Raw genomic sequence first — 20,660 nt, forward strand, 5'->3', positions numbered from 1 at the left:
GCACTTAATCCAGCTCCTTTAACATTCCGGTACACGCAACAGCCAGAGCCCCCGGCCCTATATGGCAGCCAATGCTCAGTGAAAGAGGGGCCACAAATACAGGGGCTGACGGATACAATTCCCTGACCGTTTCCTTCAGTTCTTCCGCCGCCTCTTCATTGCATGTATGAGCGATCTGCAGGTAAGTATGGAATGCGTTCTTATCCCCCAGCCGTTCCTCCAGATCATGGGCAAGGGCCGTCAGCATAGTAGTCCTGGCCTGCTTCATGGTCCTGGCCTTGGAAAATGCATCCAGCTTTTCGCCCTCAATGGTGAGCACGGGCTTGATCTTTAACAGGGTTCCAAGAGCCGCGGCGGCAGGGGTAATCCTACCTCCCTTTCTCAGATACTTCAGCGTATCTACCGTAATATAAATAATACTGTTAAATTTGGTTTCTTCCAATATATTCTTAATTTCCCCGGCCCTGTAACCTTTTGCCGCCAGATCCCTGGCATCCAGAGCCGACTGCCTCTGGGTCACGGAAATGCGCTGGTTATTCACCACCTGCACCCTGCCGTCATACTCATCAGCCAGCATCATGGCTGTCTGGCAGGAACCGCTTAACCCGCTGGACATGGGAATATATACAATCTCATCATATTCTTTTAACAGGTTGTCCCACAACTCCAGAACATCCTTGGGAGACGGCTGGGACGTGGTAATGTCCGCCCCCTCCTCCATCCGTTTATAAAACTCCTGATGGGTCAGGTCAATGCCCTCATAATACACTTCCCCATTAATCATAAAAGGCATGGGAAGCACATGGATTCCCAGCTCCCTTGCTTCATTCTGCGTAACTCCGCTGTTGCTGTCCGCAACAATAGCAATACTCATACTATAAAATCTCCTTTATGCAATTCCCTGATTTAATCGGTTCGCTGTGTTGTACAGCTGATAATACATTCCTTTTTTTTGAAGAAGGGCCTCATGGTTTCCTTCCTCCACGATCCTGCTGCCGGACAGCACAAGGATCCTGTCCGCCCCCTGTATGGTGGTAAGGCGGTGGGCGATGGTGAATGTGGTACGCCCTTTTGCCAGCTTTTCCAGGGATTGGGATACAAGGAATTCACTCTCATTGTCAAGAGCAGAGGTGGCCTCGTCCATTAATTGTACCCCATCCTCTCCTCCCTTTGTAAACCTTACCCTCAACGGCAAACATATATGTGTATTGTGTTCCTTTTTATAAAAAATAAAAGACGTAATTCCCGATTAATCTTCCATCATCAGATTAACTAGGTTGACTAAGCTATATCCCTTCCTAACATATTTGCTGCTATTCCGCCATTATACCATGTTTTCCCTTCCACCATACAACTTTATCAAAGCACTCAAATCCAGTCATCTTTCAAGCGGATGGTCCATGTGAACATAACTCTGCCTATCGCCATATTATCCAGTCATTTATCTGCAAGGCAGCACCCTCTCACACGCCTAAAGAGCAGAGAACATATCAAGTTTACCTACTTTGAAGCATAAGATAGCACCCTCAATAATTCATAGGTGCCAGTAATCTTGACCATTCTAACATATTTTGTTGCGTATCGCTTATGGTTTCCTATATGCAATGTTTTCATAGATAGTGCCGAACAAATGCATATCTTCTACGAAAACACTCCCCCTTTCATAGAATCACAAAGCCTTGAGTACGATTACACATTATTGCCGCCCTTTTCCTGATGGACCTGTTAACACATTTTTTTCAATTGCATCGTCAAACGAAGCTTGGAAATCATCCGTGTGTGTTGATGGTTCTTAGTGTATCATAAAACAGCCTTTTTTTCCACCAGAAAAGCACAGCCTTTTGATTTGGCTGCGCCATAGATTCGTTTATCTTCCTATATTGTTGAGCAATATCCTAATCAAAAGTCGGTTCTTACCTCCTGATTGATAGCCGCTGAACCGGTATCATTCTCCTGGTCCATATTATCCTGTTTTCGATTTAAAGGATGTAGATCAGATCCCTGTTTTTCCGTTCCAACGCCTTTTTTAACGTTTCATTTTCCTTCATTAATTTTTCATTGTTCTTCTGTAAATCTCCTAGCTGACGGAGAAGTGATTGTATTTCATGATTCATAGCCATATCCAGAATCTTCTTTTTGGGGTTGATCATGCCTGCCTGCTGCTCGAATGCCCGATCCAGTTCTTTCCTCACCATTGGATTTTTGTAGAAGAATCCTCTCGATAGTCCGGTCTTTTCCATCAGTTTTAGGACGGTAACTGGTTCCCTCTCATCCATCAGTTGAAGAATGGCTTTCCTGGCTCGCTCAATTTTTTCATCACTCGCTTTTCTATTTAAGGCCAGCATTTTTTCGTATTTGTTCATATTCTTCCTCCCATCCGTCTAAATTCTGCAGGATCATCTCTGACAGCATATGCCTGACCTGCCTCGTTTCGTCCGCCAGGATCTGATTGCTCATCTTCCGGTAATATTTCACGTTCCGCACCCCCTTGTGTCCAAGCAGCTTGGATATGGTGAAATCATCCAAATGCATATCCGTCAGCTTTACTCCATAGTAATGTCGGTACATATGGCTTCCAAATCCGAACAGCCGTCCATTATCATCCCTCAGATTTTCCTTGCGAATCATATCCACTATCTTTACTTGAATCCTATTATATTGCAATGGCCTTGCAGGATTGTTTTCATCTACAAAGATATACTTTGTCTGACCATACCGCTCTTGTGTATAAAAAATGGCCTCATGTATAAGAGCCGCCAGTTCTTCACTGACTGGTTTTTCATAGGTTTTTGTTTTCATCTGACGTATTCGGATGATCGTTTCTCCTCCATGTTGATATAAGCAGTCTGTTTCCAGCGTTAACGTATCCGATATTCGTGTCCCCAGCATCTGATGGATTAACATTGCTCTGGCAAACTGTTGATCTAATTTTATGATACTGGCATTGAGCCGTTTCAATTCACTATCCGAATAAACCTTGAATTCTGCTCGTGGAGCAGGCGGTATGTCACGGTTCAAAATGAGTCCTTCTAGATTTAGATATCCACATATCTTCCCGATCGTTTCCAAAATCCCCCGAAGCCGATTCAGCTCCGTATGAAAATGCTTTGTTTTGGTTTCTTCTGTTTTTAAAAAGCTTAGATATTCCTCCATGACTTCTCGATGGATATCTCGACATGATTTTACCTCTTTGTGCCTCTCAGACAGGTATCTTGAGAAGCGCCGCATGGCCGTCATTTCCCTTTGTACACAGGAGATTGCCTCACACTGCAGATTCAAATAAATTCCTCTCTTTAATTCCTTGCGCACCTCTGGCTGAACAATCTGAGTAAAATTGATTGTTTTAAAATTCTTGATCGGATTTTTCTGTATTGGTATATCAAGTTGATCCAGTGCCCAGATATCTTTCTCCTGCTCTGCTATGTTATCTTTCTGTACAATCCATTTTAGCACCCGATTCAGATAGCATACCAGCTTGGACGGCACCTGATTTACATTACCATATACACCGCGGCACTCTTGTGTGATTGCGATGCCCTCTTCCTGCATCCAACCTTTCAACTGCCGCATCCACTGTTCCATACTCTGGTCATGGAAACTTCTTGTTTTCTTGGCATGTGTCTGTAAACAGGTGCACATCTTAATGTAAAACTGGCGTTCCCCATAAAGAGTGGACAGCGCTACCTGGCTAGCCCTATATCGAATAAATTCCTCCATTTCCTGCTGCATAACCGGAGAGGGTATCATCTGCAGGTCGTAAAATGGTTTTTTTGCCTCATATTTTTGAGCGGATTCCGTTACTGTCTGATATAAATCATGCAGGTAAAGTCTGTTTTCCACGCTTTCTCCCCTTTCCTTTTTTTAGCCCAGCTGCTAAACTGCCATGTTGATTGAAATATTCATCATTGGCACTAGCCAGCCGTCTTGGCATATAGTCAATATATTGGCGAGTCATTTCCTCATACGTATGCCCCAGGTAATCCCGCACTCCCTGCAGAGACACACCATTATCGTATAATAAGGTGGCTATGCTGTGCCTGTAATCATGGGATTGGAACAAGTAGGCCCCACCCTGGATCGCATTCTCCGCACAGCCTTTTAACATCTTGTTTCGAAAGGTAGCACTTCGATAGGCTTCTCCTTTCCGATTCTGAAACACATAGTCAGAAGGACCTATCTTATACTTTTTCCGATATTCCTTCATCAATTGATACAGTGCAGCTGGAATCGGGATCCTTTTATAACTTTTCGTTTTGATCTGGTAGACTTGAATCCACGCATCTCTCCCCTGTATGTAATAGGCATCCCCTTTCAGTGTGCACACCTCACTGACTCGCAACCCAACGCACCACAGGTGCAGATACATCAGACGTGGAATTTCCGGGAATCGGTATAACTTTTGCAGGATTTCTCTGGAAACATTCAGTTCCACACTCCTGTCATAATGCTTTGGTACGTTTTTTTTCAAGTAATAGTCCGCGCAAAATGGCATCTTCTTTATGTATCTTCGGGCCAGTAAAAAATCGAAAAAATGTTTGATACTCATAACCATTTTGTTGAATGTTTCAGCCTGTATCTCTTTATTCTGCTTGTGGCGGAAATATGTGTCCATCTGTTCTGGAGTAACAGAGCAGATATCGACCGTTTCTTCTTGGGGCAGTTCCATCAACAGATTCTTCACATAATACATTTCTGAGCGTAAATTTTTAATAGTCAGATAGGTAATTCCCAGTCCATAGCGCATATACTGTTTCAACAGCTCTCGGTTTCTTTTATGGGTAACTTCTATAAAGGACAAGGCAACCACCGGGCTTGACCGATCGATCCGCTCCGATTCAAAATGAAATCGCTCCAGATACCATATATGAGCATCCCAATGAATTTTATCTTCCTGAAGAAACAGGATTTTCCGGCATAAATCTACAATGCTAATGGTTCTTTCTCTTCTTGTTCCCAGTGTTTCTTCGAATCTTTGATAAACCGGAAGTTCCAGCATCTCGATATCCTCAACCGATTCCTCCACACAGAAATCATAAAATAGTTTGAGAGCATCTATATGGTTTCGCAAGGTTTCCCGATTCTGATCCTGTTCCAGTAAGCAGTTCAATATATGGAATATCTGCCGCTTCATCGTTTCAGGAGCCTGCCTTCTAAAGTCCCATGCAAGCTCCTCCTTTCTTTGAGCTTTATCCAGCCTCCTCACCAATTTCTGATCCGGATGATAGGGGAGAAACCATATCTGGTTTTCATATGTTATCTGGGTTTCTTTGCGGCTGACTGCTTGCATCTGCTTCTGTATGGAATGCTGTTTAATCCGGTCAAATCCCTTTTCGTATGTGGAATAGCTAGACGGCTGCAACTGCCCGGCAATAAATTGCCGGAATTTCTGCCTCCATGAATAATCCAATTCTGAAATATGCCAAATTCCATTCTCCATCATAAACCGCTTTACTTTATTCCGATACGTAGCTTCCACTTCACTGCACTCTGCCAGTTCCACCTCTAATTGCTTCTGAAGCAGCGTTCGTTCTTCCTCCTGTTCCAGACATACGAACCGGATGGCTGACATGTTCCATCACTCCTCTCTTGATTCTGTCCTTCCAATCCCATACTTTATGGAATTCCTTTCATAAAACTCGCGGCTGGCCTCCATCAGCTTATCATCCAGAATACCGAGGTATTGAACCGTAGTATCCAAATGCTTATGCCCCAATGCCTGGCTGATTAGTTCCAGAGGCCAGCTGGCCTTCCATCTTGTGACTGCAAAATATCTTCGCAGCATATGAGGCGTCAGTTCTATCCCTGTCTTCTTCGCTGCCCGGTCCAACATGGCGTATACGCTGTCCACTTTTAAAGGCTGTCCCGATGTGGCACCTGAAAGATTGATGAATAAGTAATTACTATGCTGCAGTAATTCACGGTATTCAGCCAGGTAATGCAGTAGGAAATCAAATGCATCGTGGCTGATTTTTGCTTTCCGATATTCCGCATTTTTTGCACGGGCCTTGTTTGCGTTATCCTCTCGGAAATATACCCCTATTGTATGATTTTGATAGTCAATGTCACGGCTGTAATTCACCCCCAAAATTTCTCCGATGCGGAACCCCGTTTCGGAAATCAGCAGAATCAGCAGTTGATCCCGAGTGTTCGTGCACGCTTGTAAGGTAGCAATAATTTCTTCTTTCTTCGCGATTCGTACATTCCTTTCTTCCGCCTTCATGTATCCTTTAAAGGAGTTCGAACGCAGCGCCCGTTTCACTCCAACCGCATCAATAACTGCCATCTGGCTATAAGACAAGACCCGTAGGTTCTTCACCAAACCACAATCTGCAAGAAACAGATAGAACCTGAACACATCCTTTAAGTATGCGTTGCAGGTTCCGTTATCCGTATCCCATATTTGATTTTTTTCTGTATGACGTCCCTCTTTCAGCCAATATAGAAACCGCGTAAAATGGCTGCTCTGATCTTCATACCCCATATCACACACCTGGGCATATTCCAGTTCCTTCTCACGCAGATATTCCAAGTAACAGCAGAGAGAGAATGCATACCGTTTGACCGTATTGGGAGATAAATTGGATTTGATCTTATGTTTTAAATATTTACTGGGAATCAGAACGATTTCCAGTGTTTCACAGTCCGTGATATAAAAGTATCTGCTTGTGCCTATCGATACGTTTTCCACCTTATACCGTTTCAGCTTCCTCACCTCCTCTAACGCCATGCACAGTATATCATGTTGCTGCGTACATGGCTATTACAAAAACCACTGAATATTCCTAGAAAACTTAAGCATAACCAACATCCAATTTTCCCATGGGAGTCTCCCTTCTAAATGCCATCCTTCCCATCTCCTAAACCTACTAAAAGTATGGAGCTGTCACCTTCCATTCCCTTGTTAACAATTCCTGTCCCCTTTCTCATCTTAGTAAAGGCAGGTGGCCTCCACTCTCCATCATTCAGAAAAATGGATACCCCACATCAAACTAATCTGATTTGATATTCACTATTGGCCATTCCAATCCTATCCATCTTATTTCTTTGATCACACAGATATAGATCCCGGCCACAGGCGCTTTATATGGTTACATTTTCCTCCACTCTGACATGATAACTTAAAATGATTCTTCCTGTTCGTTTGCTCCTACTTGACACAACTCCCCGGAGCAGAGCTCTCTAACGCGCTCTATGGGCAGCAGGCACAGACCAGCCTTTGGTACACATCACACACATGCGGTGCAGGCTGTCATGGGAGTTTCACCCCTCCGGGGATCTCCCGGAGCCGCCCTCATTGCGTGATCCCGCTTATACGGGGCTGTGACTGGACGGAAGTATCATGATAGGCTGTTCCGGTCATCGCGTGGCGGCTTACCAAAGGCCGCTTTGGGATGGACCATTCTCGCTCTTCACCTTGGATGCAAGTTCCTTTCATAGGATCTGTGGATTCCTGCCGGTGGTCTTGGCGTGTCTTCCGTGTCGCTTTACCTTTCGGACGAAACAGCTAACGTATCTGTACTGCTGGATATGACTGCTTGAAATACAGTATTTTTCAAAGAACAACGGACGGATATTTTTCTCCGTCTCTGATTTCCACGTGGGCGGATCCGTTTAAGAACAAAAAATCAAACATGTTGAAAGGATCTCCTTCCTTTCATACTGCCTTATTCGGCAAAATACAGTCACGATAGCACCTTTGAGGAACTTTCTGTATCGTTTGTGCCGCTTTTTTGATTCACGTCAAAGAGCTTATATTCCTGTATCCCCAGAACATGGGAACAAAGAAAAAAGTCCCTTCACTTCTATAAAGGAAAAAGTGAAGGGATCTACAACCCCTAAATCAAATCTTTTATACTCTATACCGAAATGTTGGGGGACTAGAACACACTTCTCCTTAACTGGGAAAGTATTTTTAACCAATTTTAGTGTGAATATAAAAATAATGAGTAATATTTGGTCATTCTGTGTAATGTTTTGTAACCGTTAACTAAGAACATGTAGAGACATTCAGTGAGATTTTCGATAAACTTAGATTATAGTTTTGAGAGTTGACTCCAAAAACTTTAAATATGATAATAAGGAGCAGATCAAGGTATGGATATTTCTTTACTGACACCTGGGACACAGATGAAACTGCAATACTGGTCAGATATTATCCGCCAATGCAGAGCCCCAGGCATGATCAATCAGGGCTAGTATGAACAAAAAACTGTTTCGTTAAAAAGCTATTATTACTGGCTTGCTAAGATTCGGAAGCTTGCTCTGGAAGATTTTCCAAGAAGGCAGTATGCTTCTGGCCTTCCAGCAGGCCAAAAGAAGTCTGAGTTATCCGAACACCATACCATATTTACTTCCAGATACCGAATCCTTCGATCACAACGCAGCTGCTATTCTTCCCATCGGCAGTGTGACGATTGGGATTTTTGAACATACATTTTCGGATCTTATATCTCACATAGTCAAATGATATCTCACATGCAGAAAAATTTTATATCTGTACAGAATATACCGATATGAGGAGGCAGTTGAATGGTCTGGTGGATATTCTTCAATCCAACTTTAAGATGGGGCCTTACAGCAATACATTGTTCCTGTTCTCCGGCAAATGAACAGACCAGATCAAATCAGTTCATCATGAAGGAGCTGGATTATGTCTTTATATACAAGTGTTTTGAGAGAGGACATCTTCAATGACCTAGGCCTGGTGAAGAAGCACGGCATATATCATAGCAGAAGCTCCTCTGGCTGCTGGACGGATTGAATCACCAACAGAAGACAGCTATTCAAAAATGGTTTCCTCCTGCATGCAATAATCTACGAATTCCTTATAAATACTGGGAAAACCGGCATTTATTTGGTACAAGGAAAATATCGAAGCGGAAGGAGTTATCTGCCATGTCCAGCACCGAGAAGGAGTATAAAGAGCATATCAAACATCTGAAACCGCAGATGAGGATGTCCTTATAAGGAACAATGTAAAAAGACAGATACGAACCGTATGGTGTGTATGAACCGGTAGCTGAGCTGTATGCACCAGGAAGTAGTGGAAAACCTGGAAAGTATCCAGGGAGCGCTGCTGCGGATGAACCGTTCGATATAAGTGGAAGAGACGTTTGGAATCATGGTCTACCGTATACGAAAAATCTTGTTCCAGATCATGGATATATTGATCAAAACCAAACCGGATGATGCTGTGTATCTATTCATGGATAAAAAGCGCTCTGAAGGCAAGCCGTATTATGTCTATATGACTGCCGGAGCTAATAAATTTTTGCGAATCTACTATGGTCGGGTGAAAGAATATCTTTCATCGCTTCCAGAATCTGAATAATTCCGCAACACTTTTTCAGGCCAGCACAGGTGTAGTGGTCTTATTGTGATACCTATTTTTTCAACCTGTATAAAATTTTCAATGTTCATCAATTTAGCCTTGAGTTTTTATTTGTAGGCTTAAAAACTTGTAGTTTTCTGGAGTTATTATCCCATGGAACCAGGTAACTAGCACGGTACTAGTGATTTACCGTGTACCTATCGGGTTCTTACATGTGGGGTTTGCTGCGGCATCAATGATGCCGCAAATACAATCCGTTATTTCGGATACCAGACTGACCTGGGTGGAAAATATCCGGAAGAATTTCTAGAAGGATATAATGGATATGCACACAGATGCGTACTCCAGATACAATGGAGTAAAAGGAGTAAAAGGATTACTGTGCTACATACATCTGTACCGCGCCTTTGTAGCTACGCTTCCAAAGGATGCCTATGATCCTAAGGCTTCAAAACCAGAAGAAGCAATCCTGTGGCTAAATAAACTATTCAAACTCGAAGGAGAACTGAAAAATCTTTCACCCGATCATAAGAAAAAAGAACATCTCATCCGCAAGAAACAACATCTCGAAGATTTTTGATCATGGACAGAAAAGAATGCTATCGAAAAACTATCAAAATCAAAGCTTTCAACCTCTTTCCATCATACGTTGAACCATCGTCAGTTTTTTTAATTATCTGGAAGGCGGACACTGTTCCATCAGTAATTCGCTTACTGAAAACTGTATCCAACCATTTGTAACCGGTCGAAGAATTAGCTGTTTGCAGGAAGTCCAAAGGAAGTTGCTGCAAGCGCCGGGATATATACACTAGTTGAAACAGCTAAGGCTAACGAGCTTGCTCCAATGACATGCATAAAATACATCCTGTCAGATATGCCCGAAAGTGTTTTCCTGGAACATCCAGAATATCTGTATGATTATCTACCTTGGAATCCCATGGTAAAGGAATATGTGAATAGTCATCCGCCTTTTAGCATTTAGATAAGAGGCTATTAGTTATTTTTATATCCACTATCTTGTTTGACGCTTGCAATATTTTGTAAAATGATTTAAAGAAACAGATCTATTAATTGGATGGATTCTTCTGTAACCTCATGGTTTTCCTTTGAGCCCGGTCTCACCTCCACTACATTACAGATACCAATCGATTAAAACCTTTCGGGGAGTGGTTAAGGACAAAGAGAACTAATGTGGACTTAATATACAGACCGCCTAAAAAAGTAAAATTACATTAACTTTTTAGAGCTGTTTATTTATATTTTATATTATTTTTAATTTCTGATTATCCTACGATATCCTATTGCCCCAAAGAACGTCCTGCCTGCGCTAGAACCGCACAATAGACGTCAGTTCGTAATATATGTTTACTAAAAAGAGCATGTGTCTCATAATTCTCCAGTTATGCGCACATAGAAATGGAAAACTATCTATATAGTCAACCTTCTTTATTTAGTAGGCATAATATGAAGTTTGCTTCATTTTACCGTAGGTCTTGCTGATTATCAACATAAAATATGAAGTTCATTTTATATCACAACAAATCAGGCAGAAACATCCGACTGTTCTAAACCAAGAACACTCCTGACTAAAGAGGTAGCTTGCTGGTCTATTAAAAAGTTCAAGTGCTCATTTTCAAAAAAATTGTTTAATTCATGACCATGATTTGGATATACACAGCACCTGTTGTCACAAGCAATCCCATTAGCAAGGGCAAATTGAGAAGACGGCGGTGTATTCACATCCTGCAGGCCAATACCAATTAATACCTTATTGCGAAGCAATGGGGCAAAATTTTTCGCGTCCACATAAGCCAGCTTATCAAAGATCTCCTGTTCCTTTTCATGCATAGGGTCCTGCCATTTGAAATAATAAAATAACCCCATATAAGGCCCTTCCGAAAAATCCTTTTCCCAGATCCTCTTATAGTCACAGAGCATCGGATATTGGCTAGCGCATTTCTCCACTTCCGGATAGAGGGCTGCGCATGCTATAGCCAGTGCTCCTCCCTGACCTTCTCCGTATACAGCCATATGGACTCCATCGGTCTTTTTTAATCCTTTTGCAACCTCCGTCCACAGCAGCGCATCTTCGTAAAGCCTGTGCAGATATAGATCCTCCACTTCTCCATCCAGGCCATGAAATAAAGGGCCGCAGGCTGTTGGCCCTTTCCCTGCCTCTCCACATTCACTCATTCCTCCCTGTCCCCGGCAGTCAGGGGCCAAAACAGCATATCCGATGGCGCCATAACGGCTTAAATGCAGCCAGCTTCGGGAGGATTGAGGATAGTCATGAAACTGTATTACCGTAGGATGCAGTCCCGGTTTGGAAGGGCAGATATATTTGGCTTTAAGAAGACATCCATCCCATGTCTTAACTGTAATAATATAATACTCTAGTTCCTCGTTTTCCATTTCTAATTTATCCATAGAGACAGATGAAGCCAAAGCCCCAATCTGTTCCTTCACCTGCTTCCAATGCTTCGCAAAATCCTTTGGAGCAGGACAGGCCCCTGTATACATATTTAATTCCTCTAATCTTAAATCTGTTCCAGGCATACCCCATCCTCCTTATTACCAAAAAAGTTAATAATCTTATTATCAAACGCAGCAATTTCTTCATGACCATATTCATAGAAAATCAAATGCTTTTTCCGGGCAGTGATCTTGGAAAATACGGCAAACTGGGTAGATGGCGGACATACATCATCCATAAGGCCGGTTCCGCATAAAACCGGACAGGTAATTCGTTCTACAAAATTCTGCACATCAATGTATCCCAATTTGGTGAAAAATTCATCCAGGTGTTCTCCCATCGGATCAAACCAACGGGTATGGTAAGCCAGGCCATTATAAACGATAACATCTCTATCCATCTCCCATGCTCTGCGATAATCAGAAAGAAATGGGTAAAGAGCCGCACAGCGCTTTATATAAGCCGCATTTAATGCTGTGCATACCAATCCTAGGCCAGCCCCCTGACTGGCTCCATTTACATAAACTTGCTCTGTATCCAATCCCTCTAATGCTAAAGCCAAACGTACCATCAGGCAGGTGTCCTGAAAGACCTCCACATAATAAAGCTTCTCCGGCGGACCATCCACCCCCATGATAATATGATCTGCGGCAGTAGTTCCCTGCCGTCCGCCGAGATCCTCACTGATGCCTCCTTGCCCCGGACAGTCCATAGCCAGAACGGCCATCCCTAAACCGGCAAAGCTGGATTGTTCAAACCACCCCCTGGAAGATCCTGGATATCCATGAAACTGCAGAACCACAGGCACCCTTCTTTTTCTAACTGGCTTTACATATTTAATATGGAGCCTGGCCCCTGCCATTCCCCTTAACCATACGTCATAATACTGAGTATAAGGGGTATGGGGAATTTCCGCTTCCTTCAGCTCATATTCCAAGGGCAGGGCCCAGGCCTCCCCCGCTCTTTTCTCCCAAAATTCCCAAAAATCCTTCGGCCTGGGAGTACTTCCCGTATACTGCTTTAATTGCTGTAAAGGCATATCTTTTGCCGGCATGCTTTGCTTCCTTTCTATCGTTGCTACGTAAATTTGCTCATTTGGAGATGCGTTACTATCTCTTGATCCTGTTTCCATGAATAGATTGGTATGTTTAAACCATTCACCCGTTTTGGACAATCCTCCCGATAATGAGGCCCCCTACTTTCCCTGCGAAGCAAAATCGCCTGATGCAGCGCAAGGGTAAGCTCTAAAGCCGCCTCCAAATCTACGGTTCTAAGCAGCTCCTCCATAGAACAATCTGTCTTTTCCAAGGGAATTTTATCCCGTTCCATCTGACTTTGCAGCTTTGATAGTTCCTGTAATACGTTCTTACTTCCTCTTTCGCTCCTTATGAGCATGGCATGCTGTTGATTCAATTTTTGTATCGTATGAAGATATTTCTTAGCTTCCAAAATGACATAAAGCGGCTGATAATAATATGCTGCCTTTCCTTCTTTCTTCCCTCTCTCAGACCGGGCTGCCGCCTTACCAGCAATACGTCCAAAGACCAGCCCATTGGCCGAAGACAGCCCTCCCAGCCTATCTGCCCCATGCATGCCTCCGGTTACTTCACCACAGGCATACAGACCTTCTACTCCCGTAAATGCCTCTTCATCAATAGCAATGCCACCGTTAGAAGCATGAGCATACATGCTTAACCATACCAGATCATCCATGGTCAAATTTTTTTCTTCCTTTAACCAGTCAAAATATGTTTTAATAAACTCAGGCTGATGCCGCTTTACCTCCTCTTGATAAACAACGCGAATTCCCTCTCTTCTCCTTTGGCTTTCCTTATAAATTTCCAGATCCACCTTTTTAGACGAAAGGCGTGTAGTAAAGGGCCCATACCCGGATCTTAATTCTAACTGCTTCTCCCTTTCTTCCTCTTCCCATTCCGAAAATAATTCCTTATCTGCTCCATAAAAACGGCTAAATCGGAACATCTTTTCATTATAGATGGTCTTGGGGGCAGGGTGTACATGCCCCAGCATCATCTGCATAAATTCCAGATTAAACAATTTAGCTCCTGACTCTAAAGCCAGGTATTGACCAATTCCTGTCACATCATCTGTAGTCAAACGGTGTGTAAACAGTCCTCCCATTCCTCCGGTAGCTAAAATCACTGCTGGACTTAGTATTTCCACAAGGCTAACCCCCTCATCTTTTCTCTTGACGGCCAGAGCCCCGCAAACACGCTCTCCTTCTTTTAACAGCCTTAGGATTGTCATATGTTCAAGACAGGCGACTTTTAATTCACGCAACCGCTTCGACATCATTTGAGAGCTTCCAGGCTTTTCAATTCCCTTCCAAAGCCTGTTTTTATGATCAAAGCACGGGATAAATTCCCTCTCTTTATTTGCCTTTGCCTCTCTTAAGGGAACTCCCAGATGCTCTAAGTATTCTAGACTTCCCATTATTTTTCCTGTGAAGGTGTGAACCAGAGCCGGATTAGCCATTCCTTCTCCAATTCTTAAAATTGTTTCTTCCAGATCCGCCTCATCCTTTTCATCCTCTGGAGCTACCAAGCCTAACCCCCAGGTTCCAGGATAGAAGCTGGAACCAGAGCAAAGCCTCCCTCTGCTGATAATGGCTGTCCTAGCACCCTCTTCAGCCGCAGAAATAGCTGCTGTCAAACCAGCCAGGCCAGACCCAACTACTAATACATCTACATAGATTCTGCTGGTACAGCGCATGCTTCCATATTCTCCTTTGCAAAATGGCACGCCACAAAATGTTCCCTTCCTTCAATGATATATTTCTGAAGCTTAGGCTTTTCTTTTTTGCATATTTCCTGGCACATACGGCAGCGTCCATGGAAATGGCAGCCACTGGGCGGATTCATTGGAGACGGAACATCACCCTTTAATACGATTCTTTCCTTTTTATGATTAATGTCCGCTATTGGTATGGCAGATAGCAGAGCCTGTGTATATGGGTGAATACTATGCTGATACAATTCATCTGCATCTGCAAGCTCTACAATTCTGCCCAAATACATAACCGCGATTCTATCGCTTATATACTCTACCACACTTAAATCATGGGTAATAAAGATATACGTTAGATTATGCTTCTCCTTTAATTCTTTTAAGAGCTGGAGAACCTGCGCCTGAATCGATACGTCAAGGGCCGATACGGCTTCATCGCAAATAACAAGCTCCGGATTGATGCATAAGGCTCTTGCTATTCCTATACGCTGTCTCTGCCCCCCTGAAAACTCATGAGGATAACGATCCATATACTCTCTGCGCATATTAACTGCTTCTAATAAATCCCCGATCACCTTTCTGCGTTCCTCTTTGGTTTTAACCCCAAACTTTTTCAACGGATCTGACAAGGATTGATAAATGGTAAAAGAGGGATTCAGGGATGACTGCGGATCCTGAAAGACAATTTGAATCTTTCTTCTGGCCATATCCATTTCATCCTTTTTCAGTTCTGCAAGATTGCGGGAACCATCCTCAAATTCATATATCATTTCACCTGCCGTAGGCTTATATAGCTGTAAAATTGTTTTTCCCAGAGTAGTTTTTCCGCAGCCGGATTCTCCTACTAATCCCAGGGTCTCTCCTCTGTAAATGGTAAGATCGATATCGTTTACAGCCTGCACGTAAGACTCTGCCCTACCCAGAAATCCACTTTTTACAGGAAAGAAGGTTTTTAATCCTCTGATCGTTAATAAAGTCTGTTTTTCTTTCTTATCTGGCATCTGTTAACACCTCCTTATATCTGCTGCAGCGCACCATATGAGTCCCCTCTACTATGGCTTCCTCAGGCATCTTTCCACCACATGCCGCACAGGCATACTCGCATCTGGGGGCAAACTGACAGCCGCTGGGGCGATCATAGGGATCCGGTGTGGAGCCCTGAATCGGATGAATCTCTTGTTTCGCACCCTTTCCCAAAATAGGGATTGACTTTAAGAGCGCTTTTGTATAGGGGTGGGCCGGAGAGCCTAAAACCTCCTGAGCCGTTCCGCTTTCAATGATATTTCCCATATACATAACTGCCACGTCATCAGCCAGTTCACATACCACTCCCATATCATGGGTGATCAGCATAATCGCAGTATTGTATTCTTCCTTCAGATGCTTCATCAATTCAAAAATTTGCGCTTGAATCGTCACATCCAAGGCGGTAGTCGGTTCATCTGCAATTAACACCTTAGGCTTGCAGCTCATAGCCATAGCAATCATAGCACGCTGACGCATACCTCCCGAAAATTCATGGGGGTATTGGTCAATCCGTTTTTCAGGATTCGGGATTCCCATATCCTTTAAAAGCTGCAGCGCTCTATCTCTTGCTTCTTTTTTCGTCACTCTCTCATGAGAACGGATCATTTCGCAGATTTGCCAGCCGATGGTATATACCGGATTCAAGGCAGTCATAGGATCCTGGAAAATCATAGCAATGTCATGACCTCTCAAAGAGCGCATCTGCTTTCCATTCCGTTCCAGCCTTTCAATATGTATATCTCCACGCCCATCTTCACTATGGTAGATAATTTCTCCCTCTTCAATACGGGAAAGCTTCGGTAAAAGCTGCATAATAGAGGTTGCTGTTACACTTTTCCCACAGCCGGATTCTCCAACAATACACAGAGTTTTTCCCCTCTTAATTTCCATAGATACTCCATTAATCGCCTTATTGCAGCGCTGGTTGGTATAAAAATATGTTTTCAGATTGTTCACTGAAATAATTACATCCTGTTCTTTCTTCATTCTTACGCCCTCCTAACCCTGCTGCGTGGGATCGGTTGTATCCCGGATTCCATCACCTAAAAAGTTAATACTCATAACGAAGAGAGAAACCACAATACCCGTTGGAAGCCACAGCCACCAACTATTTTCTAACGTATATAAATCCTGGGCAGCATTTAAAATATTTCCCCAGGTAGGAACCTCCAGGGGAACGCCCAGACCTAAAAAGCTCAGCGCCGCCTCTTCAAGAATAAACATAGCCGTACTTAAGGTCACATTTACTATAATCGGACTTAAGGCATTTGGCAGGATATGCTTATAACAGATAACAAATGGATTCAGCCCAAAAACCTTTAAAGACTGAACATATTCCTCCTCACGGATAGACAGCACCTGGGATCTTGCCATACGGAAGGATGAACCCCAGCCGCAAATTATAAATATAATTACAATATTCTTTGCGCTCTGCCCTAAGATTGATACCAGCATCAGAACCAGAATAAGCTGCGGAATGGACATAAAAATCTCCGAAATCCGAACCATGAGCTGGTCAAACCTCCCGCCCCTGTAGCCGCTGTAACATCCTGCCAGAACTCCAATAACAGCACAGCCAAGAGCACTCCCAAAGCCGATAGCGATGGACATACGTCCTCCGTACAGAACTCTGGCAAATACATCTCTTCCTAATTTATCCGTTCCAAAAAGGTGATTTCCTGAAGGCATCTTTAAAATAGCCTTCATATCTACTGCCGTTGGAGAATAGGAGGCCAGAAAGGGAGCAAAAATACAGCTTAACAAAATAACCAAAAAAATAGCTCCTCCCACGATAGCCAGGCGGTTATTCAGAAACTTTCTTAAGGCCCGATTCCCCTGTTTCCTTCTTTTTAATTCACCGGACTCCTCCAGTCTTTTTATTCTATCAAACTTGCGATTCAATCTGGATTGTTTTGACACGTTTATCACCTCCTATCCGTTCAGCTTCACCCTTGGATCCAGCATCGCCGTCATGATATCAACAAAGGTACTGGCAAACAAGGTCATAAATACAAAAAGCAGGGCTAACATCATAACCAGGTTATAGTTTTGAGAACGTACTGCACTATTAAACGCACTTCCTATTCCAGGCCACTGAAATACTGTTTCAATTACTACAGAACCTGCGATCAGCGTTGGCAGCCGGAAACCAATTAATACAATTACAGGAGTCAGAGACACCCTGAATCCATGTATCAGATTTACCCTCCATTCCGGCAGGCCTTTACTTCTTGCGGTTTTTATGTAATCTTTATTCATCGTATCCAGCATACTGCTTCTGGCATATCGCATTACACCCGCAGTCATAGAAACTCCCAGCACAAGAGCTGGTAATACCATGTATTTCGCGCGATCTAAAAAGGTTACTGCATTGGCATCCGTACGCCCTCCAACCGGCAGCCATCCTAAATTCAAAGCAAAGATTAAAATAGCGCATACGCCAAAGAAAAACTGGGGAATCGAAACTCCAATCATACCTGCCACAGTCAGAACATTGTCTCCAATGCTTCCTTTATAAATAGCGCCTAACACTCCCAGAATACTTCCAAGAACGGTAGAAATCAATAAGGCCGCCACCGCCAGCTCCAGCGTAGCAGGAAGTCTTTGCGCCATAATTTGAATAACCGGAACTCCGCTGGAGGTACTATAACCAAAATCTCCCTGTAAAATTCGGAACAACCACTTAAAATATCTTATAACAAAGGGATCATCTAATCCATACTGTGCCCTTAAAGCTGCCATTTGTTCATTCGTTAACCGGGCTAGGGATTCCGGATCCATTAAATAAGAGGTAGGATCTCCTGGCGTCAAATCTAACAGCCAATAGATGATAAAGGTAATAATCAGCAGCATCGGAATCATTCCCAGGATTTTTTTCACTGTATACTTAAGCATGTTTAGCCTTCCTTTCTGATTCGTCCCATTCTCATAAAGAAAGAGAGTTTCTCAAAAGTCATTTTCATTCAGAAATCATGCCATGCAGAAATTGTATAACAGTGAGATACAATGCATATGGTATGATTTTGCTTCTAAAGCGACTTTTAAGACACACTCCCCATCCTTACACGTATATAAAACAAATTGAATTGTTTATCTTACTTTACAACCCAGTTCTGAACTCCCCAGTTAAAATTAAACTGTGGATTACCAATCGCCTCAATTCCTTCTACTCTATCACTATGTAACAAATAGATTGGCTGGTAATATAATGGGATTTCAAATAATGTTTCGTTTTCGTATTTCTGCAATTCAAAAAACGCCTTTTTCTGTACCTCCGCATCTGCAGAAGCATTTGTTGCAGCAATTAATTCATCCAGCTTTGGATCGCCAGGCGTGTGTGAATTAATAGAGTAGCCGGTTGCGTATCTGTCATAGTACTCATGTAAGGACAGCGCCGCATTTGCCGCATAACACATATCCCAGTCTACCGCTCTAGGTCCATTGACTGGATCCTCCGGCGCTTTCCAAAGGATTGTTGCAAGGTCTCCCTCTACCAGACTTGCATTCATCTTAATTCCAACTTCCGCAAGATACTGCTGGATAACTGCCATTAAATCCTGAGTTGCCTGATCTGTATAGTAGTAAACTACTTTAATCTCTCTATTAGAATCCCAGCCCACTTCCGCTAATAGCTGTTTTGCTTTCTCAGGATTGTAATCGTAATTATTTAATCCATCCACCTTATCCGATCCGTCAGGGGTTAAACTATTGGCAGGAACGCCTGCCCCATTCATAACACCTTCACAGATAGCGGCCATATCAATTGCATAAGCAATCGCCTGGCGTACTCTAATATCCGAAAGAGCACCTGGAGTTCCATCTGCGTTAGGGAATTTATTCACATAGAAAAGCCTTGTATAACGTACATCCACTTTATCCAATGTAATACCTGACTGCCCTTCTAGTGCCTGCACGTCAGCAATGTTTTTTGTGTATGCATAATCCAGCTTTCCAGCTTTTGCATTTGTAACAAAGTTCGGATCCGAATCTCCGGCGCTGGGATTTAAGTGGATTTTGTAGTTTGCCACTCCATCGTAGTATCCTTCAAAAGGTGCCAATATTGTATAATTTCCCATCTGCACCTCCTCCACTTTAAAAGGGCCGGAACCAATCGGATGCTGGAAGTACTCTGCCTGCTGCAGGCTCACAGGATCCACATCTGCCAGATATTTTTTCGGCAATGGCGCAAATTGTGTAAATACCAGCAATGCATCAGGAGCTACCCTATCGAAGTTTAACGTAATCGTATTTCCGTCAACTACAATACCGGAAATATGTTCCGCACTTCCATCTAAATAAGCGCCAGAGCCTTCTATGGCTTCAAAAGCGGAGCGAAATACGGAGTTTAATACGGTTGTCTTTAACGCATACTCAATATTCCATTGAATTTCTTCTGCTGTAATCGGCGCCCCATCATGCCAGGTTATCCCATCTCTTAAGGTGAATTTTAAATAAGAACCATCTTCTGCCATTTCATAGCTGGAAGCCAGCTCTCCCTCACCGGATATAGGAGATAAATTCTCGTCTGCAAGCAGTAAACGAGCATATAAAGTTTTATTATACATATAAGTTCCCGGATTTAACCAAGGGGTTTCAAAGAACTCTGTAGGTCCTCCATTAGAGTAAAGCACTCCTGCCTCGCCCGCAGGCATTGCTTCAGTACCTCCTTCTGCTTTTATCTCTGTTCCTGTTGCAGCCTCCTGTCCACCGCCGCAGCCTGCTAGAAGAGCCATACTTATAGACGCTGCAAAAATCAAAGAAAACAGTTTCTTTTTCATTTTTTCCCTTTCTCCTTCCTTTGGCATATTGCCTAATATTGTAAAGCAAATATTATAAAATAATCTTTTATAAATATATTTAATTTTTAATTTATTTTCAACACTTCGCCATTATATTAAATGTTCTTTCAAAATATTCACTTATTCATACAAATCATCTGTCATATATCCTCTATAATTTGTTGATTTATTCCATAACTTTTATTTTTATTTCTAAAACTCTCTTAAATCAATAATTATTTTTGTAAGGATGTGAACTGAAGTTTTATATAAACATTCCATATACTGCACACCTGGCACCATC

General features: G+C 42.8%; 14 protein-coding genes and 4 pseudogenes. 4 read left to right on the forward strand and 14 right to left on the reverse strand.

The window, feature by feature from the left end:
• Positions 1-4 precede the first annotated feature (4 nt).
• The 6 genes and pseudogenes from HMPREF9469_RS27730 to HMPREF9469_RS27755 all read right to left on the reverse strand — a co-directional run bounded on the left by HMPREF9469_RS27730 (position 5) and on the right by HMPREF9469_RS27755 (position 6,703).
• The gene (locus HMPREF9469_RS27730) at positions 5-874 is read right to left on the reverse strand and encodes a DegV family protein (protein ID WP_007870326.1); all 870 of its coding nucleotides are present in this window, start codon (positions 872-874) and stop codon (positions 5-7) included.
• 15 nt (positions 875-889) lie between these two features.
• A pseudogene (locus HMPREF9469_RS27735) lies at positions 890-1,153 on the reverse strand (ABC transporter ATP-binding protein); the annotation flags it as partial.
• Positions 1,154-1,979: 826 nt separating this feature from the next.
• Positions 1,980-2,363, reverse strand: coding sequence for a DUF6262 family protein (locus tag HMPREF9469_RS27740; RefSeq protein ID WP_007870330.1), 384 nt, complete (start codon positions 2,361-2,363; stop codon positions 1,980-1,982).
• The gene (locus tag HMPREF9469_RS27745; protein ID WP_242827951.1) at positions 2,329-3,717 is read right to left on the reverse strand and encodes a tyrosine-type recombinase/integrase; all 1,389 of its coding nucleotides are present in this window, start codon (positions 3,715-3,717) and stop codon (positions 2,329-2,331) included. The genes HMPREF9469_RS27740 and HMPREF9469_RS27745 overlap by 35 nt, the downstream gene beginning before the upstream one ends.
• A 97-nt stretch (positions 3,718-3,814) precedes the next feature.
• Positions 3,815-5,569 (reverse strand): tyrosine-type recombinase/integrase, encoded by a 1,755-nt coding sequence (locus HMPREF9469_RS27750; protein WP_007870335.1) that lies wholly within the window; start codon positions 5,567-5,569, stop codon positions 3,815-3,817.
• A gap of 6 nt (positions 5,570-5,575) precedes the next feature.
• Entirely contained in the window at positions 5,576-6,703 is a 1,128-nt protein-coding gene (locus HMPREF9469_RS27755) for a tyrosine-type recombinase/integrase (RefSeq protein WP_040417584.1), read from the reverse strand.
• Positions 6,704-8,492: 1,789 nt separating this feature from the next.
• Here HMPREF9469_RS27755 and tnpB point away from each other — a divergent pair.
• The 4 genes and pseudogenes from tnpB to HMPREF9469_RS33190 all read left to right on the forward strand — a co-directional run.
• A complete protein-coding gene (gene tnpB / locus HMPREF9469_RS34130) occupies positions 8,493-8,609 on the forward strand; it encodes a transposase (RefSeq protein ID WP_227884755.1) in 117 nt (38 codons plus the stop codon).
• Positions 8,610-8,953: 344 nt separating this feature from the next.
• Positions 8,954-9,097 (forward strand): annotated as a pseudogene (locus tag HMPREF9469_RS34200) (transposase); the annotation flags it as partial.
• A gap of 36 nt (positions 9,098-9,133) precedes the next feature.
• Positions 9,134-9,331 (forward strand): annotated as a pseudogene (locus HMPREF9469_RS33185) (IS110 family RNA-guided transposase); the annotation flags it as partial.
• A 200-nt stretch (positions 9,332-9,531) separates the two neighbouring features.
• Positions 9,532-10,313, forward strand: a pseudogene (locus HMPREF9469_RS33190) (IS66 family transposase); the annotation flags it as partial.
• A 560-nt stretch (positions 10,314-10,873) separates the two neighbouring features.
• On the opposite strand, the gene HMPREF9469_RS27775 reads toward HMPREF9469_RS33190, so the two are convergent.
• The 8 genes from HMPREF9469_RS27775 to HMPREF9469_RS27810 all read right to left on the reverse strand — a co-directional run bounded on the left by HMPREF9469_RS27775 (position 10,874) and on the right by HMPREF9469_RS27810 (position 20,356).
• The gene (locus HMPREF9469_RS27775) at positions 10,874-11,887 is read right to left on the reverse strand and encodes an acetylxylan esterase (RefSeq protein WP_007870347.1); all 1,014 of its coding nucleotides are present in this window, start codon (positions 11,885-11,887) and stop codon (positions 10,874-10,876) included.
• Entirely contained in the window at positions 11,869-12,858 is a 990-nt protein-coding gene (locus HMPREF9469_RS27780) for an acetylxylan esterase (RefSeq protein WP_007870348.1), read from the reverse strand. The genes HMPREF9469_RS27775 and HMPREF9469_RS27780 overlap by 19 nt, the downstream gene beginning before the upstream one ends.
• Positions 12,859-12,881: 23 nt before the next feature.
• Positions 12,882-14,537 (reverse strand): FAD-dependent oxidoreductase, encoded by a 1,656-nt coding sequence (locus HMPREF9469_RS27785; RefSeq protein ID WP_007870350.1) that lies wholly within the window; start codon positions 14,535-14,537, stop codon positions 12,882-12,884.
• Positions 14,510-15,553 (reverse strand): ABC transporter ATP-binding protein, encoded by a 1,044-nt coding sequence (locus HMPREF9469_RS27790; protein WP_007870352.1) that lies wholly within the window; start codon positions 15,551-15,553, stop codon positions 14,510-14,512. The genes HMPREF9469_RS27785 and HMPREF9469_RS27790 overlap by 28 nt, the downstream gene beginning before the upstream one ends.
• The gene (locus tag HMPREF9469_RS27795; protein WP_007870354.1) at positions 15,543-16,565 is read right to left on the reverse strand and encodes an ABC transporter ATP-binding protein; all 1,023 of its coding nucleotides are present in this window, start codon (positions 16,563-16,565) and stop codon (positions 15,543-15,545) included. The genes HMPREF9469_RS27790 and HMPREF9469_RS27795 overlap by 11 nt, the downstream gene beginning before the upstream one ends.
• 12 nt (positions 16,566-16,577) lie before the next feature.
• Positions 16,578-17,498, reverse strand: a complete 921-nt coding sequence (locus HMPREF9469_RS27800) for an ABC transporter permease (protein WP_007870359.1) — start codon at positions 17,496-17,498, stop codon at positions 16,578-16,580.
• 12 nt (positions 17,499-17,510) lie between these two features.
• Positions 17,511-18,473, reverse strand: a complete 963-nt coding sequence (locus HMPREF9469_RS27805) for an ABC transporter permease (protein ID WP_007870362.1) — start codon at positions 18,471-18,473, stop codon at positions 17,511-17,513.
• 200 nt (positions 18,474-18,673) lie between these two features.
• Complete coding sequence (locus HMPREF9469_RS27810) at positions 18,674-20,356, reverse strand: ABC transporter substrate-binding protein (RefSeq protein ID WP_007870365.1); 1,683 nt, start codon at positions 20,354-20,356, stop codon at positions 18,674-18,676.
• Between the last annotated feature and the right edge of the window lie 304 nt (positions 20,357-20,660).

This window comes from [Clostridium] citroniae WAL-17108, assembly GCF_000233455.1.
GTDB lineage: Bacteria > Bacillota > Clostridia > Lachnospirales > Lachnospiraceae > Enterocloster > Enterocloster citroniae.